General features: G+C 66.1%; 22 protein-coding genes. 4 read left to right on the top strand and 18 right to left on the bottom strand.

Going from position 1 to position 22,774, the window contains the following annotated elements; translation table 11 throughout:
• Window positions 1-18: 18 nt before the first annotated feature.
• The 13 genes from ACFVBH_RS35830 to ACFVBH_RS35770 form a co-directional block, all read right to left on the bottom strand.
• Complete coding sequence (locus ACFVBH_RS35830; RefSeq protein ID WP_379008643.1) at window positions 19-942, bottom strand: acyltransferase domain-containing protein; 924 nt, start codon at window positions 940-942, stop codon at window positions 19-21.
• A gap of 441 nt (window positions 943-1,383) precedes the next feature.
• The gene (locus ACFVBH_RS35825) at window positions 1,384-1,878 is read right to left on the bottom strand and encodes a h domain protein (RefSeq protein ID WP_379008641.1); all 495 of its coding nucleotides are present in this window, start codon (window positions 1,876-1,878) and stop codon (window positions 1,384-1,386) included.
• Complete coding sequence (locus ACFVBH_RS35820; protein WP_379008639.1) at window positions 1,875-2,720, bottom strand: hypothetical protein; 846 nt, start codon at window positions 2,718-2,720, stop codon at window positions 1,875-1,877. The genes ACFVBH_RS35825 and ACFVBH_RS35820 overlap by 4 nt, the downstream gene beginning before the upstream one ends.
• A complete protein-coding gene (locus tag ACFVBH_RS35815; protein WP_379008637.1) occupies window positions 2,717-4,165 on the bottom strand; it encodes an MCE family protein in 1,449 nt (482 codons plus the stop codon). The genes ACFVBH_RS35820 and ACFVBH_RS35815 overlap by 4 nt, the downstream gene beginning before the upstream one ends.
• 5 nt (window positions 4,166-4,170) lie before the next feature.
• Complete coding sequence (locus tag ACFVBH_RS35810; protein WP_379008634.1) at window positions 4,171-5,394, bottom strand: MCE family protein; 1,224 nt, start codon at window positions 5,392-5,394, stop codon at window positions 4,171-4,173.
• Complete coding sequence (locus tag ACFVBH_RS35805) at window positions 5,394-6,638, bottom strand: MCE family protein (RefSeq protein WP_379008632.1); 1,245 nt, start codon at window positions 6,636-6,638, stop codon at window positions 5,394-5,396. Before ACFVBH_RS35805 ends, ACFVBH_RS35810 begins: the two co-directional genes overlap by 1 nt.
• Window positions 6,635-7,699: an MCE family protein gene (locus ACFVBH_RS35800; protein ID WP_379008629.1), complete on the bottom strand. Its 1,065-nt coding sequence runs from the start codon at window positions 7,697-7,699 to the stop codon at window positions 6,635-6,637. The genes ACFVBH_RS35805 and ACFVBH_RS35800 overlap by 4 nt, the downstream gene beginning before the upstream one ends.
• Before the next feature lie 2 nt (window positions 7,700-7,701).
• Complete coding sequence (locus ACFVBH_RS35795; protein ID WP_379008627.1) at window positions 7,702-8,727, bottom strand: MCE family protein; 1,026 nt, start codon at window positions 8,725-8,727, stop codon at window positions 7,702-7,704.
• The gene (locus ACFVBH_RS35790) at window positions 8,724-9,899 is read right to left on the bottom strand and encodes an MCE family protein (RefSeq protein WP_379008772.1); all 1,176 of its coding nucleotides are present in this window, start codon (window positions 9,897-9,899) and stop codon (window positions 8,724-8,726) included. The genes ACFVBH_RS35795 and ACFVBH_RS35790 overlap by 4 nt, the downstream gene beginning before the upstream one ends.
• Window positions 9,900-9,984: 85 nt before the next feature.
• Window positions 9,985-10,836, bottom strand: coding sequence for an MlaE family ABC transporter permease (locus ACFVBH_RS35785; protein WP_379008624.1), 852 nt, complete (start codon window positions 10,834-10,836; stop codon window positions 9,985-9,987).
• A 4-nt stretch (window positions 10,837-10,840) separates the two neighbouring features.
• Window positions 10,841-11,605, bottom strand: coding sequence for an MlaE family ABC transporter permease (locus ACFVBH_RS35780; RefSeq protein ID WP_379008622.1), 765 nt, complete (start codon window positions 11,603-11,605; stop codon window positions 10,841-10,843).
• Window positions 11,606-11,906: 301 nt separating this feature from the next.
• Window positions 11,907-12,809, bottom strand: a complete 903-nt coding sequence (locus ACFVBH_RS35775) for a 3-oxoacyl-ACP reductase (protein ID WP_354991148.1) — start codon at window positions 12,807-12,809, stop codon at window positions 11,907-11,909.
• A 44-nt stretch (window positions 12,810-12,853) separates the two neighbouring features.
• Window positions 12,854-13,042 carry a ferredoxin gene (locus ACFVBH_RS35770; RefSeq protein WP_379008619.1) on the bottom strand — a complete coding sequence of 63 codons (189 nt, stop codon included), beginning with the start codon at window positions 13,040-13,042 and terminating at the stop codon, window positions 12,854-12,856.
• A 153-nt stretch (window positions 13,043-13,195) separates the two neighbouring features.
• Here ACFVBH_RS35770 and ACFVBH_RS35765 point away from each other — a divergent pair, with 153 nt between their 5' ends.
• The 3 genes from ACFVBH_RS35765 to ACFVBH_RS35755 all read left to right on the top strand — a co-directional run bounded on the left by ACFVBH_RS35765 (window position 13,196) and on the right by ACFVBH_RS35755 (window position 15,982).
• Window positions 13,196-14,383: an acyl-CoA dehydrogenase family protein gene (locus ACFVBH_RS35765; RefSeq protein WP_354991150.1), complete on the top strand. Its 1,188-nt coding sequence runs from the start codon at window positions 13,196-13,198 to the stop codon at window positions 14,381-14,383.
• A gap of 21 nt (window positions 14,384-14,404) precedes the next feature.
• Window positions 14,405-15,532, top strand: a complete 1,128-nt coding sequence (locus ACFVBH_RS35760) for an acyl-CoA dehydrogenase family protein (protein ID WP_354991151.1) — start codon at window positions 14,405-14,407, stop codon at window positions 15,530-15,532.
• Between the two features lie 150 nt (window positions 15,533-15,682).
• Complete coding sequence (locus ACFVBH_RS35755) at window positions 15,683-15,982, top strand: hypothetical protein (RefSeq protein ID WP_379008616.1); 300 nt, start codon at window positions 15,683-15,685, stop codon at window positions 15,980-15,982.
• A 33-nt stretch (window positions 15,983-16,015) separates the two neighbouring features.
• Here the strand turns inward: ACFVBH_RS35755 and ACFVBH_RS35750 are convergent, their stop codons facing one another.
• On the bottom strand, window positions 16,016-16,711 hold the full coding sequence (locus ACFVBH_RS35750; RefSeq protein ID WP_379008613.1) for a maleylpyruvate isomerase family mycothiol-dependent enzyme: 696 nt from the start codon (window positions 16,709-16,711) through the stop codon (window positions 16,016-16,018).
• A 51-nt stretch (window positions 16,712-16,762) separates the two neighbouring features.
• Window positions 16,763-17,959 (bottom strand): glycosyltransferase, encoded by a 1,197-nt coding sequence (locus ACFVBH_RS35745; protein WP_379008611.1) that lies wholly within the window; start codon window positions 17,957-17,959, stop codon window positions 16,763-16,765.
• A 173-nt stretch (window positions 17,960-18,132) separates the two neighbouring features.
• Here ACFVBH_RS35745 and ACFVBH_RS35740 point away from each other — a divergent pair, with 173 nt between their 5' ends.
• Complete coding sequence (locus tag ACFVBH_RS35740) at window positions 18,133-18,552, top strand: VOC family protein (RefSeq protein WP_354991155.1); 420 nt, start codon at window positions 18,133-18,135, stop codon at window positions 18,550-18,552.
• Window positions 18,553-18,669: 117 nt separating this feature from the next.
• On the opposite strand, the gene ACFVBH_RS35735 is transcribed toward ACFVBH_RS35740, so the two are convergent.
• From ACFVBH_RS35735 to ACFVBH_RS35725, 3 genes are all read right to left on the bottom strand, one after another.
• Window positions 18,670-19,671, bottom strand: a complete 1,002-nt coding sequence (locus ACFVBH_RS35735) for a sigma-70 family RNA polymerase sigma factor (RefSeq protein WP_354991156.1) — start codon at window positions 19,669-19,671, stop codon at window positions 18,670-18,672.
• Window positions 19,672-19,845: 174 nt separating this feature from the next.
• Window positions 19,846-21,492 (bottom strand): acyl-CoA synthetase, encoded by a 1,647-nt coding sequence (locus tag ACFVBH_RS35730; protein ID WP_354991735.1) that lies wholly within the window; start codon window positions 21,490-21,492, stop codon window positions 19,846-19,848.
• 197 nt (window positions 21,493-21,689) lie between these two features.
• A complete protein-coding gene (locus tag ACFVBH_RS35725; protein WP_354991734.1) occupies window positions 21,690-22,727 on the bottom strand; it encodes an LLM class F420-dependent oxidoreductase in 1,038 nt (345 codons plus the stop codon).
• Window positions 22,728-22,774 lie beyond the last annotated feature (47 nt).

The following is a 22,774-nucleotide window of genomic DNA, read 5'->3' as shown; positions in this document are numbered from 1 at the left end:
ACAGGCCCGTACTCCCCACTACCTCAGGGTTTTCGCGGCCACTTCGAGTTCGCCGGGGGTCAGAATCAATGTCATCGTCAACGGCGCTACTACCAGACCCTGCGGCAGCCCGGGCCCGAGACCGACCACCGCGCTGGCACCCGCGCGTTCCACCTCGACCATCAGCGGCTTCACGCCGACAGGCCGAACATGGTTGTGCAGAAACAGATCTCGCACCGTATCGGCGTCTGTAACCACGCCCGCACTGTGCGAGGAGAACAGCGGCAGCTTCGGGTCTCGGAACGTCATCGAGGCGATGTGTGGCGCCATGTAGTCGACCGCGTACTGCGCCAGTGGACTATGGAAGGCACCCGGGTATTCGTCCAGCATCTGCATCTTGCGGGGATGCTCGGCGACCAGGTCCTCGAGGGCGTCCACGAATCCCGATAGCACGATCACGTGCACATCGCCCCCGTACGCCGCGTCGTAGTCCGCGGCGAGATATACCCCAGGTCGGCGGTCTCCGTAGTAGGCAAGTGGATCGTCGCCCAGCCTCAGGGCCGCCACGGCCATCCCCTGCGGGGGCGAATCGGCGGGCAACGGCGGAATCAGCCGGTGGTGGTGCAGCATCTCGAACAGTTCACGGCGTTCGACGGCGCCCGCCAGACAGGCGCCAACCAGTTCACCGAGGCTGATTCCACCCAGTGCGCCCGGATGCACGCCGGACTCGGCCAATACGTCGTGCAACCCGATCACCAGCGCCGACTGCCGCAGCGCGTCGTAACTGTGCAGCACTTCCCGTTCCTGATGCTGCCCGCCGGCGAGCAATTGCGCGACCGACAGCCCCGTCCACTCGGAAGCCTTTTCGAACGAGCGGCGTATCGCTGAGAATCGATCGTGAAATTCCCGGACAGACGAATCGGTCAGCGGAATATGCCCGCCGAGCAGGTATGCCGTAGTCACTTCGAACAGCCCTCCCAGCTGTCGCGGGGTCGCCGAACCCACCCCTGATCAGCCTTGAAATACGTTCGCCCGCAAAAGTTCTCACATGATGGAGCTTCAAGAAGGAAGCCATCGATGCCCGCGGCGCCTGCGCGCCGTCTCCCCACCCGGTTCAGGATGTACCACCGAACTTAGAACCGGTTACAGTTGCTGTCAAGTCGAACCGCTCACGAAAGTTGCTGTAACTCAACATACTCCGGCAGCGGTCGAATAGAAGTGCTCGAAAGTTGCTAATTATCATCGGCATTCAAATAACTTGCCTGCGCGATGCGCGAAATGCGCTGCAAACTAACCGATTTCAGTCTCGGCCGTTGTCGAAGGAATGCTGCAACAAGCAGAAAAGCCCGGGTACACACCTCAGTAGGTGCGTACCCGGGCCGTAGGAGTCGGTTTTCGAGTGCTCTAGACCGGCGTCACCTCGGCGACCAGCCAGCGATCGCCATCCTTGTCGAGAGAAACCTTGACGCGGCTGCCGCTGGTGGTGGCCTCCGGTTTGTCCTTGCTGGTGGTTACCTGATTGAGGAAGAGCAGTACCTCGGCGTGCTCGACATCGACGCTGATCACGCCACCGGCCTGCGCGGTCGCCTGAACCGTCAGGCTTTTTTCCTTGGCGCCGGGCGCGATCGCTTCCTTGACCAGCTTGAGGTAGTCCTCTTGAAAACCGGGTGCGAGGTTGTCAGCGACCTTGGGCAAGGTCGCGTCGACGGTCTTGAAGTCGTAGCTGAACATGGATTCGACAGTCTTACGTGCGGCCGTCACCGAGTTCTCACGTGCCTGCTCGAGCCGGTCGTATTCGTAGGCTCGATAGCCCAGAAATCCCGCGCCGGCCAGCACGGCGGCGATGGCCGCCAGAGCGATCGCTACGACAGGCCAGGTGAGGGTGTGCTTGATTCTCATGCCACGAACTCCAACTGAGAGGCGGTGAAGTGGTCGCCGTCGCGGGTCACGGTGACGCGAAAGCGGTAGTACCGCTGTTGCGGATCGGCGGACCCGGCATTGGTCAGCGTCTGCTTGGCCGCGATCAGCACTTGGGCCGTGTTCTCATTGGAGGACTCGATGGCCACCTCGATGATCTCGCCGGTGGCCTTCACATTGGCGGTCTTGACCACATCGGCGTAGGCGTCCTTGCGCGAAGAATACTCGGCCGCGAGCTGCCCCGAAGCCACCGCGAGCACGCGGTCGATATCCTCAGCGGCACTGTCCGCCTTGATCGTAGTGATGTTCAGGATCGCCTGTTTGGCTGTCTGGGCGTAATCCGCGCGCAACTCGTCCACGTTGCCGCTCTCGCGGTAGGCCGGGACCCAGAAGGCGAGGCTGACGATCAATGCGATGATCGCGACGGCGGCAGCGGCGGCCAACGCGGTAACGGTCCAGTTGCGGGGGATCTTCTCGCCCGCCGGAGCGGTCGGTTCATCCGCCGTGCCGGCCGTGGACTCGGCAGCCGGCGGCCCGGCCCCCTCCGAGCTCCCCGCTTTGCTGAGACTCACGACTTCAGCTGCTGCTTCTTCCTTCGGGACCGCGTCGGCGACAGCTTCGTCACCACCGGTCGTGGAGTCGGCATCCACGGCCGGAGTGGGTTGCTTATCGATCTTCACGGTGTCCGCCGCCGCAGGGGCGGCAGGCTTCGCCGCGGAGACCTTGACATCGACCTGCTCGGTGACGTCCGTCGCCGGTGGCGGCCCTTCGGACCGCTGTGCCTTGCGTCGGTTCCGACCGTTCACCGAACTGGTTTCACTCATTTTTGCTGCTCCTGGAGCATTGACTGCCAATTCACCGGAACGGTTCCCGAACCATCTTTCGCGATGTCTGCCTGTCGATAAAGCAGACCGTCTGGTCCGACATACGTACCGTTCTTCGGATCATACGTGCGCGTCGTCACACCGGCAGGTTGGGTATCCGGTTGGCCACTCGCGGGCTGCTGATTGTTCGCTGGCGCCACGCCGCCGGCGGCGGCATCACTGCGCGGCGGCACCGAAGGTGAGTTCGGGCCTTCCGGAACATAACCCTGCGGGTCCCGGCACAGCTCCGGCGTCGGCGCCCGCTTGCCCGGCACCTCCATACACGGGACGTTGCGCAGGCCGCGGACTTCCTCCTTCGAATCCACCGGAGTCTTGCAGTACATCCCCCGCGGCGTCTCCGGCGTGGGGCCGCGCCAATCATCCGCGCCACGACGCTGTTCCGGCGCCAGGAAGCCGACGGTGCAGCCGGGCGGGTCGTTGAGGCTGACCATGAAGTCCACCCGCACGCCATAGTCCAGCGGGCTCGTCTTCGCCGAAGTCATCAGCGCCGCCACGAGCGGCGGGTACACGACGAGGAGTTGTTCGATACCGGCGTTATAGGTGACTGCGACCTGTCCGACACTCACCAGATTGCGAGCCAGCAGCGGCAGCGTTGGTTGCACGTCCCGGAAGAGCTGCGACGCCTTGCTCAGCGCGCCGGGTGCGTTGTTCAGCACGCCGCGCAGGGCCGGATCATGTTCGCGCAGTTGATCGGTCACCGTCGCCAGATTCGCGGTCCAGGCCCGCATCGCGCTGTCGGACTCGATCTGGGTGTCCAGCAACGGCCCGATCTGATCGAGCAGATCCTTGGTCACCTGGGTGTTGTCCTTGGCCTCCTGCACCAGCAGCGCAGCGGAGTCGATGAGCCGGGCCAGTTCCGGTCCTGCGCCGTCGAACGCCTTGAACGCCTCGTCGATGACCAGGCGCAGCCGGGTGTCGGCAACGCTGGAGAGCAGGCGATCGGTCTGATCGAGCAGGGTGCCGACATCCTGGGGCAGTTTGGTGCGATCCACCTGGATCACCGAACCATCGGACAGATTGCCGCCCTTGGGATCTTCGACCGGCTTCAAATCGACGTACTGTTCGCCGATGGCCGAGACACTGCGAACCCAGGCGTCCACATCGGCGGGGATCTTGTAGTCGCTGTCGATGGAGAGCTTTGCGTCCACACCCTCACGGGTGAGCCGAACCTCTTGTACCTTGCCGACATTCAAGCCTCGGTAGGCCACATTGGCATGCTCGTACAGGCCGCCGGTGGCGGCCAGTTTCACGGTCACCTCGTAATGACCGATACCGAAGAGCATGTTGGGCAGACCCACATAGGTACCGCCCATGACGAACAGTCCGATCACCGTCAGTATCGAGAACGCGATGAGCTGGAACTTGACGAAGCGGGTGAGTTTCATGGTCCTTAACCCCCTTGCGGCACAGTGATACCCGGGATCGCGGGCAGACCCGGGATCGGGGGCAGACCCGGGATGCTCGGCACCGGCTGGGTCGTCGGATCGGACGGGGGCGCCGGCTGCAGCGGTGCGACGGACGGGTCGTTCTTTTCACCGGCGGGACCGGAGAACGCGCCCAGCGCGCCCTCGATACCGCCGAAGCGCCCGCCCAGCGGGGTGCCGGTCAGGAAGTTCGCGTCCAGCCGGGCCGCGGTGATGTCGTACATGATCTTGACGTTCATGTAGTCGCCACGCATGTACTGATCGAGGTGCTTCAGCGGGAACGGGAACGACAGCATGATGTCCAGCGCGTCGCCGAAGTTGGAGCCGGTATTGGCCAGCGCCTCCAGGGTCGGCCACAGGTTGGCCAGGTTGGCCTTCAGATCGTCGCCACTCTCGGTGATGATCCGGTGCACGATATCGCTGAGACCGGCCATGGCCGTGAGGGTTCCGGTGATGTTCTCACGCCGATCGGCGAGCACCGTCAGTGCCGGATGGATCTGATCGATGGCAGCGCCGAGCCGGTCCTTCTCCGCCGCGAGCGTTCCGGTCAATCTGTCCAGCCCGCTCATGGCGTTGATGATGTCGGTGGTCTGCGCGTTCAGATTGGTCGTGAGCGTGGCCAGCTGCGGCAGCAGGTCCGCGATGGCGTCGGTGCGGCCGTTGAAAGCGGTGTTCAGCTCTTTGGTGATGTTCTCCAGCTGGCTGATTCCGCCGCCGTTGAGCACCACGGACAGCGAAGAGAGAACCTGTTCGGTGGTCGGAAAGGCCCCGGCACGGTCGAGCGTGATGCGATCTCCGGCGTGCAATTCACCCTGTGCCGCCACGTCGGTAGGCGGACCCAGCTCCACGTGATTGCTACCGAGAAGGCTGGTCTGCCCGATCTTGGCGATGGCGTTGGCGGGCAGCTTGACCGCCTTGTCGAGACTCACGGTGACCAGCGCATGCCAGCCCTCGACCTCGATCCCGGTCACGGTGCCCACGGTGGCGTCATCGACGCGCACCGGTGAATTCCTGGTCAAGGTGGTCACATTCGGCATTTCGATCTGGACCTGATACGAGTCGCCATCGGTGCCCGTGGTGCCGGGCAGGGGCAGCGAGTTCAAACCGTCCCATTCGCAACCGGAGGTGCCCAGGGCGAGCGTCACACCCAGTGCAACGCCCGCTACCCGCATGCGTCGTGCGCGCGTCATCAGTTCCCTCCCGGAACGGCGAGTCCGGCGATGCCCTGGGGCACGCTCACCGGTGCACCACGCTGCGCGGCCGCCGCGGCGGCGACATCGGGCGTGCTGTAGACGAGTTGATCCGGCGTAGCACCGGCCGAGGTAGCCGGGCCCAGCATCAGCGCCGGGTAGTTGATCGCCATCTGCTGCATGACCGGCGCGAGGTAGGTCGCGCAGAGGTCGGCGCTGCGGTCGGAGTCGTTGGCTTCGAGGGCCTTGACGCCGCCGCACAGGAAGCTCAGCGGGTCGGCAAAATTGGTGAACACCGGGTAGCCGGTGAGACTGCCGGTCGCGGGCTTGTAGATCTGGTAGAAGTTCACCAGCGCGGTGGGACCGCTGTGCAGCACCTGCTCGATCTGGGGCTTCTTGTCCACCAGCAGCTGGACGACATCGTTGAGCCGCTCCAGATCCTCGGTCAGCGCACCGCCGCGACTGTCGATGAATCGCTCGACATCTCGAACCGCGGTATCCAGGTTGTCCAGACCGGCGCCGAGATCGCTGGAAACGCCGGCCAGTACATCGGTCACCGAGGCCAGGCGGCCACCGAACTGCACGATCTGGTCATTGCTCTTGGAGAGCACATCCACGAACTTCTGCAGATTGCGAATCGTAGAGAAGAGATCGGTCCGGCCATCCGAGAGCGTTGCCATGGTGTTGGACAGCTCTCGCAGGGTCGAGCGGAACGCGTCGCCATTGCCGTCGAGATTGTTCGCGGCGGTATCCACGAAGCGCCCGAAGGAGCCCTGTTCGTCATCGCCGACCGGTCCCAGAGTGGTTGCCAGCTTGGACAGCTCGGTCTTGATGTCATCCCACTCCACCGGAATCGCGGTGCGCTCGATGGGCACCACCGCACCGTCCTCCATCTTCGCGCCGCCGTCGTAGGCGGGCGCGATCTGGATGAACCGCGCAGCGACCAGGGACTGCGAGACCACGACGGCCTTGGCGTCAGCAGGTAGGTCGATGCCCCGATCGATGGTCATCTTCACAACGACCTCATCGGCGTTGGGCTCGACCGAGTCGATGGTCCCGACCTTCACACCGAGAATGCGCACATCGTCACCGGCGTAGAGACCACTGGTGGCCTGGAAGTGCGCCGTGATCTGCTTGGTGCCCACGGTTGCCACCGCGGTATAACCCAGGCCGATCACCAGTGCGGCGAGCACGGCCACCGCGACGACCCGTGCCCAAGTGGGCAGGCTTGCGAGTGCTTTCATCGCGGCAGCTCCGGAAGGGGAAGGTTGGGATCGAACGAGGGCAGGGGCAGGAAGCTCTTGCGCAGCGTCTCGGGCAGGTGCTCGGGCCAGACCAGCGCGTCGACCAGCGTCTGCAGGTAGTAGCTGGCGGCGTTGGAGATGTACGCCTGGAAGTACGGGCCGCTGCCGACCTGTTCGCCGAGCGCGCCCGCGTACGGTCCGAGCTCGTCGAGGGCATCGGAGAGGTTCTGCTTGTTCTTCTGCAGCAGAGCCAGTACCGAATTCAGCTTGTCCAGCGTCGGGCCGAGTTGCGCCTCGTTGTCGTTCACGAAGCCGGTGAGCTGCTGAGCCAAGCCGTTGATATAGACGATCATCTGACTCAGCGCGCTACGACGGGCATCGAGTTCACCGAGCAGGTTGTTGCCGTCCACGATGAGGGCGTTGACCTTCGCCGCCCGGTCCGAGAGAACGCTGGTAACACCCTGCGCCTTGGAGAGCAGGTCGGTCAGTGCTTGATCGCGGGTATTGATGCTGCGAGACAGAGCGGAGATGCCGTCCAGGGCAGAGCGCAGCGGCGCCGGGGTATCGGCGAAGGTCGTGGACAGGGTGTCGAGTGTCTTGTTGACCGACTCCATGTCGAGATCCCGCACGGTGGTGGACAGGTCCCCCAGCGCGTCATTGAGCGAGTATGGAGAAGTGGTGCGCTCCAACGGGATCGGCTCGTCACCTCGGATGGCGCCGGAACCCGATGGCGTGACCTCCAGCGACTTACGACCCAGCATCGTGTTGGTCTTGATGGCTGCGGTCGTCTTGCCGCCCAGCTCGATTTGCTCGTTCAGTCTGAAGCGAACCTTCACTTTCGGACCGTCCAGCTCGACCGACTCCACCCGGCCGGACCGGACGCCGGCGACCTGCACCGGATCTCCGGTCACCAGCCCGCCGGCATCGGCGAAGTATGCCGAGAAGGTAGCGCCCGAAGCGACGAGCGGCAGCCGATCGAACTGCAGCGAGGACAGCGAGATCGTCACCGCCAGCACGATTCCGACAATGCCGATATTGATTACGCGGTTTCCGGTGCTCATGGTTACGCACACCTTCCCGTGTCCTGATGGGCAGCGAGGTTGACCTTCACCGGCTTTCCGTTCGGACCGTCGATGAGCAGGTCGGTGCCGCACACATAGATGTTCATGAACGAGCCGTATGCACCGACGCGCGCGAACTTCCGGTACGCGTCCGGCAGCTGCTCCACCGTCCACTGCACCATGTCGGAGTTGCTGTCGATAGTGGTCGCTGCGCGGCCCAGCTGCTCGACGGTCGCCTTCAGATCCGGGCGGGCCACGGTCAGCAACTCGGTGAGATCGCCTGTGGCCCCCGCGATCCGCGGGATGGCGTCGGCGATCGGATCCTTGTCCGCCGCCAGGCCGCTCACCAGCCGCTGCAGCTCGTCGATGGTGGTGGCGAACTGGTCCGACCGCGAATCGATGGTATCCAGCACGGTGCGCAGATTGTTGATCACGCTACCGATCAGCGCATCGCGATCGCCCAGGGTCTTGCCGAAGTCGCCGCCACTGTTGAGCAGGGTGACGAGGGTACCGCCCTGGCCCTGGAAGACCTGCAGCAACGCCTCGGTGAGGCTGTTGACCTGATTCGGATTCAGGCCACGCAGCAGGGGTTTGAATCCACCGAGCAGCATGTCCAGATCAAGGGCAGGCGCCGTGCGATCCTTGCCGATGGTGCTGCCGTCGCCGAGGACTCGCGCGTTTCCGGGGCCCTCGAGCATCTCCAGGTAGCGGTCGCCGACGAGGTTCTCGTAGCGAATCGCGAGCCGGGTGCTTTCGTAGATCCGGTATTTGCGGTCCACGTCGAACTCGACATGCGCGAGATCGTCGTCGCCGACGAAGACCCGCGATACCGAACCGACCGGGACGCCCGCGATGCGCACCTTGGCCCCGGGCAGGATGCCCGAGGACGAGGTGAAGACCGCCTGGTAACCGTTCTCCCGAGCGAAGCGCGCCTGGCTGAAGATGACCGCCAGCATGCCGAGCACCAGAATCATGGTCAGCGCGAATATGCCCAGCTTGACGCTGCTGGCGTGTGGCTTGAACTTCACTTGGTCACCCCCGGCAGGCCCGCGAAGAGCACTTCGAATACCGACTTGTTGAGGTGGAGACCTTCGGTCTCCGGCGTCCAGATATGTCCTTCGGAGGTGTCCGTGACCAGGTAGTCGGCCCGCGTGTACGGGGAGGGCCGGTCCATGACGTTCTCACAATGCGGACCACCGCTGGCGTTCACCTTGGGTAGATCCTGTGGGTACTGGTACGGGGTACCGCCCGGCATGAAGCTGGCGTTCATCTGGAAGCCGGGGAACTGACCGCCGATCATCGTGTCCATCAGCTCGCGATTCGAACCCAGGCCGTCGATGACACAGGCCACCGCGGTCCGGTACTCCTTGAGCAGCGCGGTGGTCGGGGTGAGCAACTGCAGCGCCTTGACGAGATCGCTCTCGCTGGCGCCCAGGACGGCGCCGGAGGTGTCGGCCAAGCCGATCAGATTGACGAGCAGATCGTCCACCTGCGACTTGTTCTCCACCAGGGTATCGCCGGTGACAGCGATGTTGTCGGTCGAACGCAGCAGATCCGGCACGGTGTCGGCATAGGTGCCGGCCACCTGTGCGGTCTTGCGCAGATCCTGCTGAAGTGTCGGCAGACTCGGATTGATGTCCTTCAGGAACTGATCACCGTCGGCGAGCATCGTGCCGAGCTTTTCGCCGCGGCCTTCGAGAGCGCTACCCAGCGCGAGCAGGGTGGCGTTGAGCTTCTCCGGTTGTGCCATGGCGAGCACGTCACTGAGCTTCTGAAAGATCGTATTGAATTCGACGGTTACGTCGGCGGCCGCGACGGTCGCACCCGGCTTCAGCGAGTCCGACGAAGCATTCTGCGGTGCGACGAAATTGATGTACTTCGCGCCGAAGATAGTGGTCGATCGAATATCGACGACGGCGTTCGCCGGGACGAGCTCCAGTTTGTCGGGATCGAGCGCGAGAATGATGCGAGCGCCATTCCCGTTGGTCTCGATCTTCGACACCTTGCCGATCTCGACGCCACGAATCTTGACCTTCGCGTCGGGATCCAGCACCAGGCCGGCTCGCGGCGACGCCACGGTCACCTCGGCGGTGTTCTGGAAGCCGCCGGCGAAACTGACGAGCGCGACCACGACGAGCATGACCAGGCCGAGCAGCATGCCGATCCCGGCGAGCTTGATCGCCCAGCCCCGCTCCATGATTCGCTGCCGTCGCGGTTGCGGGACGACTGCCGGAGCAAACCGGCCCGAAACGGTTTCGTTCTGTGTTCCCACCATGTCGTCTGCCCTACCCCGAGAGATGGAAATTGCCGGAGGTGCCGTAGATGGCCAGCGAGACCAGCAGCGTCACGGTGACCACCGCGATCAGCGAGGCCCGCACCGCATTGCCGACCGCGACGCCCACGCCGACCGGGCCTCCGGAGGCGTGATAGCCGTAATAGGTGTGAATCATCATGACGGCCATGGCCATCAGAATCGCCTGCGCGAACGACCAGAGGATATCGCTGGGAATCAGGAACGTCTCGAAGTAGTGGTCGTAGACGCCGGCCGACTGGCCGTAGATCTGCACGGTAGCGAAACGGCTCGCGACGAAAGACATGATGACGGCCAGTGAATAGAGCGGGATGATCGCGATGATGCCGGCGAGCATCCTGGTTCCGACGAGGAACGGCACCGGTCGGATCGCCATGACCTCGAGCGCATCGATCTCTTCCGACACGCGCATGGCACCCAGCTGAGCGGTAGTTCCCGCGCCCAGGGTCGCCGCCAGCCCGATTCCCGAGATCACGGGTGCGGCCACGCGCACATTGATGAAGGCGGCGAAGAAGCCGGTCAGGGCCTCGACACCGATATTGCCGAGCGAGCTGTAACCCTGCACCGCAATGGTGCCGCCGGCGGCCAGGGTCAAGAAGCCGACAATGACGACGGTGCCGCCGATGACAGCCAATGCGCCGGTGCCCATGGAGATTTCGGCAATGAGCCGAATGGTCTCGGTGCGGTAGTGGATCAGCGCCTTGGGCACCGAGGCAAACGACTGTGCGTAGAAGACCGCGTGTTTGCCGACGGAATCGAAGCCGTCGGATACCCGCCGTACCCGGCGCGTCACCTTGGGAAAGCGAGACTGCAGAACAAAGGCCACCGGATCACCGCGCCGTGAACTTGATGCCGGCCGCGGTGAGGACAACGTTCACCACGAAAAGCGCCATGAAGGAGAAGACAACAGTCTGGTTCACCGCGTCGCCGACGCTCTTGGGACCACCCTTGACGTTCAGGCCGAGGTAGCAGGCGACAAGTCCGGCGATGAGCCCGAACAGCGTGGCCTTGACTTCGGAGATGACGAGCTCGGGCAGGTGGGTCAGCAGCGTGATGCCACTGACGAACGCGCCAGGGTTCACATCCTGCAGGAAGACCGAGAACAGGAAGCCGCCGAGAATGCCGATGGTGGAGACCAGGCCGTTGAGCAGCATGGCCACGAACATGGACGCGAGTACGCGCGGAACCACCAGGCGCTGGATCGGGTCGATGCCCAGGACGCGCATGGCGTCGATCTCTTCGCGGATGGTGCGCGCGCCCAGATCCGCGCAGATAGCGGTCGCGCCGGCACCGGCCACGATGAGCACCGTGACCATCGGCCCGACCTGGGTGATCGCGCCGAAAGCGGTCGCCGCACCGGAAAGGTCCCCGGCGCCGATCTCGCGCAGGAGGATGTTGAGAGTGAAGATCACCAGAACGGTGAAAGGAATCGCCACCAAGAGAGTCGGAACGATCGACACCCGGGCGACGAACCATGCTTGATCGACGAATTCGCGTCGCTGGAATGGTGGCCGCACCGCGGCGCGGGCGACTGCGCCGACGAGTTCGAAGAACCCCCCGACCGCCCGCAACGGTACAGCGAGGACATCATTCATTCCCGCGATTCCTCCTGCCCTGCCTAGCTATAGCTCACGAGATCAGAATGTGATCTCGATCCCGCCCAGAGATTAGAACACGTTCTCGTGCCGTCTGGGAAGGTTTCAAGGGTTATGAACTGGGGATCTTTCTGAACTGTTGTCCAGTTTTGGAAACATGTTCATCGGCAGTTCCGCCCCGCGTGCGGGACGTCTTTGTGAGACGTCACACATAGATGAACCCCCTTCCTACCAACTATTGGTCACATGATCAACCAAGCAACCGGGCGCAACGGCCCGGCTACCGGTAGGAAAGGGTGTACTAACCGAGATCCATCAGGGCCGATGCGGAAAACGTAGCGTCCGAACCGCGTTCGGCGAAGTATCCGCCCAGTGTGTCCGCGAGATTCGCGGTGCTCCATTCACCGTCGGCGTCGAAGCGACGTTCCACGACAGGGGCGGCCATGAGCGCTACCATCGGCCCGTAGACGACGAACAACTGCCCGTTGACGGCGTCGGCGGCCGGGGAGGCCAGGAAGGTCACCAGGCGCGCCACATGGTCGGGAGAGAGCGGATCCGGACCCTGCTCCGGGGCCGCGGAGAAGACCTTCTCCGTCATGGACGTCCGCGCGCGCGGGCAGATGGCATTGGAACGGACGCCGAAGGCCGACAGCGACCGCGAGGCCGACAGGGTCAGGGCGGTGATGCCCGCCTTGGCGGCGCCGTAGTTCGCCTGCCCGGCGGGGCCCAGCAGACCGGCCTCGGACGAGGTGTTCACGATCCGGCCGTAGACCGGCGCGCCGGCCTCCTTCGACTTCGCCCGCCAGAACGCGCCCGCGTTGCGGGTCAGCAGGAAATGGCCGCGCAGATGCACCGCGATCACCGCGTCGAAATCCTCGTCGGACATATTGAAAAGCATCTTGTCGCGGGTGATTCCGGCATTGTTGACGATGATGTCCAGACCGCCGAAGGTGTTCTCGGCGGTACTGATCAGGGCGTCGGCGGTGGACCGCTCGGCAATGCTGCCCGCGACGAATTCCGCCTTCGCGCCGAGGGCGCGGATATCGGCGAGGGTCGCGCTGACCGCGTCGTTCTCGGCCAGGTCGTTGACGATGACCGAAGCGCCGGCGCGGGCCAGCTCCAGGGCTTCGGCCCGGCCCAGGCCGGCGCCCGCGCCGGTGACGATGGCCACCCGGCCGGCAAGACTCACATCAGATTCGCTCACCGGCCGACTCTAGAACGTGTTACACCCGGCGAGCAAGGCCGGATTCAGACGATCTTGAGGGCCGCTTTGGGGCACTGCGCCACCGCGGTCTCGACATCGGACTCGCTACCGGTCGGTACCTCCGCGCCGATGATGTGGAGGACATCGTCGTCATCGAGATCGAACACGTCAGGTGCGATTCCGACGCAGATTCCGTTCGCCTCGCACTGGTCGAGATCAACAGTGACCTTCATAGCCAACTCCTTTGCACAACAGTGGGGCGAGCGTAACAACACCATCGGCGCGAGGGGTAGCAAGTGCGGCCTTACAAGCGCCGATACTGGAACATGTTCCACCCGCTGTGTCATGATCGGCAGAACCCTGACACGAAGGCTAGAGGTGCCAATATGCGGATCGCATACACGCCGCAACAGGAACAGCTACGCGCTGAGCTGCGTGAGTATTTCGCCCGCCTGATCACTCCGGAGCGGCGGGAAGCGCTCTCGGCGCAGACCGGTGAGTACGGCGAAGGCAATGTCTACCGCGAGGTCGTCGAGGAGATGGGCCGCGATGGCTGGCTCGCCCTGGGCTGGCCCAAGGAGTACGGCGGCCAGGATCGGCCCACCATGGATCAGCTGATCTTCACCGACGAGGCCGCCATCGCGGGCGCGCCGGTGCCGTTCCTGACCATCAACTCGGTCGCGCCGACGATCATGCACTACGGCACCGAGGAGCAGAAGAAGTTCTTCCTGCCCAAGATCGCCGCGGGCCAGTTGCACTTCGCCATCGGCTATTCCGAGCCGGGCGCGGGCACCGACCTGGCCTCGCTGCGCACCGGCGCGGTGCGCGACGGTGACGACTGGGTCGTCAACGGGCAGAAGATGTGGACCTCGCTCATCGCCTACGCCGACTACGTCTGGCTGGCGGTGCGCACCGACCCGAGCGCCAAGAAGCACAAGGGCATCTCGATGTTCATCATGCCCACCGATGCCGAGGGCTTCTCCTGGACGCCGGTGCACACCATGGCCGGTCCGGACACCAGCGCCACCTACTACCAGGACGTGCGCATCCCGCACGCGGACATGGTCGGCCCGGAGAACGGCGGCTGGGCGCTCATCACCAACCAGCTCAATCACGAGCGGGTCGCGCTGACCTCGGCCGCGCCGCTGCAGCTGGCCGTCGCGCAGACCACCGAGTGGGCGCGCAACACCAAGGCCGCCAACGGTTCCCGCGTGATCGACCAGGAATGGGTGCAGGTCGCCCTGGCCCGCGTGCACGCCAAGGTCGAGTTCCTCAAGCTGCTGAACTGGGAGCTGGCCTCGGGCGCCGACGCCGGTGCGGCCCCGCGCCCGTGGAACGCCTCCACCTGCAAGGTGTACGGCACCGAACTGGCCACCGAGGCGTACCGCGCGCTCATGGAGGTGCTCGGGCCGCAGGGCTACCTGCGCCAGGATTCCGCGGGCGCGCAGCTGCGCGGCCGGCTCGAGCGCATGCACCGCGCCTGCCTCATCCTGACCTTCGGCGGCGGCACCAACGAGGTGCAGCGCGACATCATCGCCATGACCGCCCTCAAGCAGCCCGCCGCCGCGCGCTAACCCGAATTCAGGTAACCCATCATGGATTTCACTCTCACAGAGGCGCAGCAGGACCTCGCCCGGCTGACGGCCGAGGTCACCGGCAAGCTCGTCACCGCCGACCGGCTGCGCGAACTGGACAAGAACACCGACGCCGCCGGTGCGCGCACCGTGCGCTTCGACGACGGCCTGTGGGGCTCGCTCGCCGAGACCGGTGTGCTGGCCGCGGCGCTGCCGGAAGCCGTGGGCGGCAGCGACTTCGGCGTGCTGGAGCAGACCGCGATCCTGCGCGAGCTCGGCAAGTCCGTCGCACCCGTGCCGTACCTGTGGTCGATCGTGCTGGGCGCGGGTGCGCTGGCGAAGTTCGGCGACGAGGCCCAGCGGGCCGCGGCCGCGCAGGCCGCGAGCGGCGAGATCATTCTGACCGCCGCGCTGACCGAGGAGCGCAACTGGGAGCCCGCCGCCCCGGCCACCACCGCGGCGGACAACGGCGGCTGGCAGCTCACCGGCGTGAAGACCGGTGTGCCGTTCGCCCGCCAGGCCGCCCGGATCCTGGTCTCCGCCAGCGTCGACGGCGCGCCCGCGGTGTTCCTGGTCGACGCCGCCGACGCCTCGGTGCGCATCGAGGACCAGATCATCACCGACCGCTCCCCCGCCGCCGAGGTCGAATTCGCCGGTACCCCAGCCGAATTGGTCGGCACCGTGGAGCAGGGCGCGGACATCCTGAACTGGCTGCTCGAGCGCGGTTGGCTCGGCCTGGCCGCCACCCAGCTCGGCACCGTGGAGAAGGGCCTGGAGCTGGTCGCGGACTACGCCCGCGAGCGGGAGCAGTTCACCCGCAAGATCGGCAGCTTCCAGGCCGTGGCCCAGCGCCTGGCCGACGCCTACATCGACGTCCAGGGCGTGCGCCTGGCCGTGCAGCAGGCCGCCTGGCGCCTGGCCGAGGACCTGCCCGCCGCCGCGGAGGTCCACACCGCGAAGTTCTGGGCCGCCGACGCCGGCCACCGCGTGGCCCACACCGTGGTCCACGTGCACGGCGGCGTGGGCATCGACCGCGACCACATCGTGAACCAGTACTTCACCGCCGCCAAGCACAACGAGTTCGTCCTCGGCGGCGCGAACGACCACCTCCGCGCCCTCGGCGCGATCCTCGCGGACCCCGCGAACTGACTTTCGCCTGAGAACCGAAAGATACTGAGCGGCGGCACTTCCGGGTGCCGCCGCTCAGTTGTGTGAGCCCACAGAAATCATGGCGTTTCACTTGTTCCGGTGACAGGTACTTTCGACCGACCACAGTTCGTGACGAAGGGTGAATCCACGATGTCGATCGGTACGAAACTCGTTGCGGCGATAAGCGCTTCCGCAGCCATCCTGATCGCAGGCATCGGAACGGCCGCCGCCACAACCGTTCCCGCCGCCGGCCAGGTCGCCGGCTCCGGCTCCAGCGCGGGCAGCTCGAAGTTCGCCGACACCGGCTCCACCGGCACGACCGGCGACCCGCTCGCCCTGCTGGTGTGCATGTTCACCGGCGGCACATACATCACGGGGCAGGCCTCGCACGTGGGTGAAGCTATTCCCTACGGCTGCCACGGCGGTCTCCTCGGTCGCGCCGAGCACTAGCGGTTGGGCGAACCGGCTCCCGCGACCCGGCGCCTAGGGCACCAGCGGACCCGCGAGGATTCGTTCACCGGCGGCACGGTCGCCGTTCCAGGCCGAGGCCGGGTCGCCGGCGGGTTTGCGGCCCCACAGCACGAGCAGCAGATCCGATGCGGGACCGGCTATTTCGGCTACCGGGGTACCGGGGCCGTAGGTCCAGGTGCGGTCGGCGTCGGTGGCGCGGACCGTCAGGGCCGCGGCGGGCCCGGGGGCCAGGCCGCGGGAGACCATGCGGGGGGCGAAGAGTTCGAAGACCTCGGTGATGCCGTCGGTCGCGAGGGCGAGGTCGAAGGGCTCGGGTTTGCCGAGCGCAGCTTGGGCGTCCCACAGGTGCATCAGGGTTTCCTGGGCGCGGCGGCGGCGCCAGAAGCCGACATTGCGGGGCATGGCGCTGGTGAAGGTCCAGGCGGGGGTCTCCGGGTCCGCGGACAGGGACTCGACTATCGCCGCGGCGCTGGCGTCGAAGGCCGCGCGCAGGCCCTCCGCATCGCGGGGCGCGGGCTCGCCGCGGTGATCGCCGCGGCCTTCCGCGACCGCGGTCACGACCCACCGATTGCCCTGCACCAGGTGGTCGGTGAGGTCGTAGAGGGTCCACTCGCCGCACGAGGGCACCGGCGCGGTGAGATCGGCGTCGGGGGTCAGGAGCGCGCCGTAGGCGGTGAGCTTGTCGCGCAGTACCGGCAGGAAGTCCATGCGCCTCACGCTAATCGCGCGGGGCCGCGCCCGCGCGGGTTGTCGCGATGATCAGGACTCGAACTCGCGGATGTGCGCGATGCGCTCGGCCACCGGGCCGGGGTGATCGGGCGAGGGCTCGAGCTCGCGCATGAGCAGGTCGCCCATGGCGTCGCGCCGGATCACCCGCCCCAGTTCGGCGGCAGACCGATAGAGCGCCGGGGTGCGCAGCGCGCGGCGGACCGCGGCGGCGATGCGCTGCGGAGTCGCGGTGCGGTGCAACAGGATCGCCGCGCCGTGCGCCCGCGCGCGAGCGGCGATATCGGCGTCGTCCCGCCCGTGCGGCAGCACCACCGCGGGCAGATCGGCGGCCAGCGCCTTGAGCAGGGTGCCGTGCCCGCCGTGCGTGATGACCAGGCTGGCGTGCCGCATGACCTCGTGATGCGGCGCCGCCGCCAGCACCCGCACGTTGGCCGGCGCGACGATGTCCAGCGGGGAGACCGCGGGCCCGGTGGTGATCACCCCGCGCACCGGCAGCCTGCCCAGACCGTCGGCGATGCGCTGCAGGCACTCGGTCTGCCCCGCGAACGTGGTGGACAGCGACGCCAGCACAAGCGGATCCCCGCCGTCCGGAACCTCCCAGTCCGTCTCCAGACTCCAGTGCGGATCGTCCAGGATCGGACCGGCCCAGCGCACCCCGTCGGGCCGCTGCGCGGGGAAATCGAAAGCCTCACTGGACAATACGAGCTGCCGATACGCCAGCCGCGCCTGATCCTGATAGTGCGCCAGCCGTTCCAGCCCGAACCCCGCGCGTAGCGCATTGAGCTGGGGTAGCAACTCCTCGTCCCAGCGCCGCTGCACCAGACCGCCCACCACGCGATCACGCCAGCGGGTCACCGGCCCGTGCGAGAGCCCGAAACCCGACCCGGGCGGCGGCGCGCCCTCCATCGGCAGCGGATAGATCCCCGGAATCAGCACCACGAACGGCACCTCGCAGGCCTGCGCCGCGACCATGGCGCCGAAGGCGAAGTACGAGGCCAGCACCATATCGGGCCGTTCACCGTCGATCTCGTCGGCGATGTCGCGGGCGAATCCGGCGCCCGCGCGCGGCCGCAACCGCGCACCGGTGGCGGTGATCGCCGCGGTCAGCGACTCCTCGGCCAGCACGGTGACGCGATGCCCGCGAGCCACTAGGCGGCGCACCACCCCCAGTTCCGGCGGCACCGTGCCGCCGCTGCCGGTGAGCGCGACCAGGTAGCTGTACTTCATCAGGCACCTCCTGTTGGTCACTCTGTCACGGCCGGGCCGCACGCGACCGACCGATGACGAAATCGTGTGGCGCAGGCCACATCGAGCACGGCCGATGAGTTTCCCGCGCCCGGTTCGTCACTACCTACGAAACGCGCACACGCAAACGGATTGCGGAGGAAAGGAACACCACCATGGCCAGCAAGATGATTTTCATCAATCTCCCCGTCGCCGACCTCGACAAGTCCAAGGACTTCTACGAGGCGCTGGGCTGGAAGGTGAACCAGGACTTCACCGACAGCAACGCCGCCTGCATCGTCATCGACGACAATATCTGCCTCATGCTGCTGACCAAGGAGTTCTTCCCGACCTTCAGCAAGCGTCCGCTGGCCGACACCCGTTCCAGTATCCACGCCGCCTACGCGCTGGCGCTGGGCAGTGCCCAGGAGGTCGACGCCCTCGTCGACGCCGCGGTCGCCGCGGGCGCCACCGAGGAGGTCAACGACGACAAGCGCGCCCAGGAGGCCCAGGCCGGCATGCACGGCCGCACCTTCATCGATCCGGACGGTCACCAGTGGGAGCCCTTCTTCATGGATTACCCCGGCGCGAACTGAGCCCGTACCCCTGAAAAGCGAACGGCCCGCCGGGTTTTCACCCGGCGGGCCGTTCACGAATGTCGCCGCGGTGCGCCGGTACCACCCCGGCGCGTCCCGCCTGTGCGGCGACGGGGCCTAATCCTCGCGGTATTCCTTGGCGAGGCCGAAGAGCGGGAAGAGCTTATCGGTGTCGAGGAAGAAATTGAGCCCCGCGACCCGATCGCCGTCGAGCTCGAGGACGGTGATGGACCACGGCACCCACACCCCGGGCTCGTCGCCGGGCTTGTAGTGGCCGAACGCGGGCAGCCCGTTCGCGCCCTCGAGCCGCACCAGCCGCGAGTCGCGGCAGGCCGAACCGGTGGAGAGCATGAACGCGGCCACGTTCTCGGGCCCGGAGATCCACAGCGAGAAGGGCGGCATCGACAGCGCCACATCGGCTTTGAGCAGTTCGGTCAGCGCGGTCATGTCGTACGACTCGAAGGCGGTGACGAAATCGTCGATGAGTTTGCGCTGCTGTTCGTTCGATTCGTCGAGCACATCGGACGGGGTGGCGGTCTCCTGCGCCTTGGACATGGTGGCGCGCGCCCGCTGCAGCGCGCTGTTCACCGAGGCCGGGGACACGTTGAGCATGTCGGCGGTCTCGCTGGCGGAGAAGCGCAGCACCTCGCGCATGATCAGGATCGCGCGCTGGGTGGCGGGCAGATGCTGGACGGCGGAGACGAAGGCCAGCCGCAGGGTGTCCTTCGCGCTGGCGGCCTCGGCCGGATCCGCGCCGAAGGCCAGCGCGTTCGGAATCGGTTCCACCCATACGTAATCCGGCTCCGGCGGCGGCAGCGGGGTGTCGGGGGTACTGGCCCCGGACAGGTCCATGGGCCGGGCCCGGCGCTGCGGGCCGTCGAGCATGTCGAGGCAGACGTTGGTGGTGATCTTGTACAACCAGGACCGCAGGCTGGAGCGACCCTCGAACGAGTCGTAGGACTTCCAGGCCCGGGTGAAGGTCTCCTGTACCGCGTCCTCGGCCTCGAAGGAGGAGCCGAGCATTCGGTACGCGTATGCGCACAGTTCGCGCCGATGGCCCTCGAAGGAGCGCAGCACGTCATCGGTGATAGTGGCCGACCCTCCGGCCTTCTCGGTCATGTCCAACACTCTTGCACAACCCACCGACAAGCAGAACGGAACGAAACCACACTGTGGAGTGTGTGGCGCGAGGTGCGAAACGGGCCGTGCCCGCCCGCGGTCGCGGGCGGGCACGGCTCGTGCGGGGGCTCCGGTGCGCCGTTCATCGGCGGCGCGCCCGGAACCGCGCATGCGCTACTTGCTGACGGGCGCGGGCGCGTCCTCGTCGGCGGGGCGCTGCTCGGTCTGCTCCTTGGCCCAGCGGTAGTCCGGCTTGCCGGCCGGATTGCGCTTGATCTGATCGACGTACCACAGGCTGCGCGGCAGCTTGTAGGACGAGATCTCCTGTGTCAGAACGGGACGCAGGTCCTCGAGCGTCGGCCGCTGCTCGCCGCGGCACTGCACGACCGCGACCACGCGCTGACCCCAGCGCTCGTCCGGCACGCCGACCACGAGCGCGTCGAAGATCTCCGGGTGGCACTTGAGCGCGCCCTCGACCTCTTCGGGGTAGATCTTCTCGCCGCCGGAGTTGATGCTGACCGAACCGCGGCCGAGCATGGTCACGGTGCCGTCCTCCTCGACGCGGGCGAAGTCGCCCGGGATCGAGTAGCGCACGCCGTGGAACTCCTTGAACGTGGCCTTGGTCTTCTCTTCGTCCTTGTAGTAGCCCTGCGGGATGTGGCCGCTGCGGGCGATGAATCCGGTCTTGCCCGAGCCGGCCTCGATCGGGTGGCCGTCGTCGCCGAGCACCTGGGTGGAGGCGTCGATCTTCACGCGCGGGCCGCCGGTGTGGGTCTGGCCCTTGGTGACCATGGACAGTCCGCCGAAGCCGGTCTCCGAGGATCCGATGGAGTCGGTGATCATGCGGTTCGGCAGCGCGTCGAGCAGCTTGTCCTTGAGCGTCGGCGAGAAGAGCGCGGCGCTGGAGGCGATCATGAACAGGCTCGAGAGGTCGTACTCCGCACCGGTTTCCGGGTTCGGCTGGTCGATGGCGTCGCACATCGGGCGGGCCATGGCGTCGCCGGTGATGAAGATCAGGTTGACCTTGTGCTTCTCGATGGCCTGCCACAGTCCGTGGCCGCTGAACTCCGGCAGCATGAGGGTCTTGCCACCGCTGAACAGCGCCATGAAGGTGGCCCACTGCGAGCCGCCGTGGATCATCGGCGCGACCGGGTAGCGCACCATCTGCGGGTTGGCCGCGCCGAGCTTGGCGTGCTCCCACTCGTCGGTGACGTACTCCCCGGTGAGGAAGTTGATGCCGCCGCCGAGCACGCGCCAGACGTCCTCCTGGCGCCACATGACGCCCTTGGGCATGCCGGTGGTGCCGCCGGTGTAGAGGATGTACAGGTCGTCGGGGGAACGCTCTTCGAAGTCACGCTCGCCGGACTGGGTGGCCAGGGTGGCCTCGTACTCGGTGGCGCCCTCGGGCAGCGGCAGGTCGGTGCCGTCCTCGACCACGATGACGGACTTCAGCAGCGGCAGGTTCGGCCAGATGTTGGCGACCTTGTCCACGTACCGGCGCTCGACGACGAGCGCGACCATGTCCGAGTTCTCGAAGATGTACTGCAACTCGTTCTCGACGTACCGGTAGTTCACGTTGATCATGACCGCCCGGGCCTTGAACACCGCGACCATGGCCTCGACGGCCTCGATCGTGTTGCGCGAGTAGATACCCACCTTGTCACCGGGCTCGACGCCCTGTTCCCGCAGGTAGTGGGCGAGTTGGTTGGCTCGCACCTCCAGCTCGGCATAGGTGACCGAGCGAGTGTCGTCGACCAGAGCGACGTTGTCCGGCATGAGGTCGATTGCGTGCTCTACAAGGTCCGCTATGTTGTGGCTCACACGATGAAAATAGAACGTGTTCTCGTCAGTTGCAAGGTGTGATTTGTCCGCCCCACCAGCAAAACTTGTGTCCCCAGTCACAGACTAGCGGGTCAAATGTCCGATTGCCACCCGGGATCGGGCGCCCACTGAGCGGGAACGGGGAGGTCCGGCGCCGTCCCGCCGCAACCTCCCCCGCCCCGGTAGTGAAACGAGTTCTACGCCTCGATCAACGGCCGCAGCCGCTCGAACTGCGCCACATCGCGCACGCCGACGAGCAGCATCGTCACTCCCGCCTGCTCCCAGACCTTCAACTGCTCACGCACGTGCGCCTCGTCGCCGATGATCGTGGTGTCCAGGATCAGCTGATCGGGCACCGCGGCCGCGGCCTCGTCCTTGCGGCCGGTGCGGAAGAGCTTGGTGATCTCCTCGACCGCGTCGCCGTACCCCATGCGCCGGTACACCTCGGCGTGGAAGTTCATGTCCTCCGCGCCCATCCCGCCGATGTACAGGGCCATGAACGGGCGCAGCCGATCGAGTTCGCCCTTGACGTCGTCGGTGAGGATGACCTGCGCGGTCGCGGCGATCTCAAAGTCCTCCCGCGAACGCCTGGCACCCGCGCGCGCGAAGCCCTCGTCCAGCCATTCGTTGTACATGTCGGCCAGGCGCGGGGTGTAGTAGATCGCCAGCCAGCCGTCGGCGATCTCGGCGGTCAGCGCGACGTTCTTCGGACCCTCGGCGCCCAGCCAGATCGGCAGATCCTTGCGCAGCGGATGGGTGATCGACTTGAGCGGCTTGCCGAACCCGGTCGCGTTCGCGCCGTTGTAGGGCAGCGGGAAATGCGGTCCGTCGTTGACTACCTTGCCCTCGCGATCGAGCACCTGGCGAATGACCGAGACGTACTCGCGGGTGCGCTGCAACGGTTTGGCAAACGACTGGCCGTACCAGCCCTCGACCACCTGCGGCCCGGAGACGCCGAGCCCGAGGATGTGCCGCCCGCCGCTGAGGTGATCCAGGGTCAGCGCGGCCATCGCGGTGGCGGTGGGCGTGCGCGCCGACATCTGCACCACCGAGGTGCCCAGGCGCACCCGGCTGGTGCTCGACCCGAGCCACGCGAGCGGGGTGTAGGCGTCCGAACCCCACGATTCGGCGGTGAAGACCGCGTCGAATCCGACCTCCTCGGCGGCCGCGACCAACTCCGCGGTATTGGCGGGCGGCTGCGCGCCCCAGTATCCGAGTTGCAACCCAAAGCGCATGTTCGGTTCCCTTCCCAAGTGGGCTCTTGCACCCTTCTTTAGAACCT

The organism is Nocardia sp. NPDC057668 (genome assembly GCF_042799795.1).
In the GTDB taxonomy this organism is placed as follows: domain Bacteria; phylum Actinomycetota; class Actinomycetes; order Mycobacteriales; family Mycobacteriaceae; genus Nocardia.
Note: the sequence above shows the minus strand (reverse complement) of the source record. Positions and strands in the feature narration are given on the sequence as shown.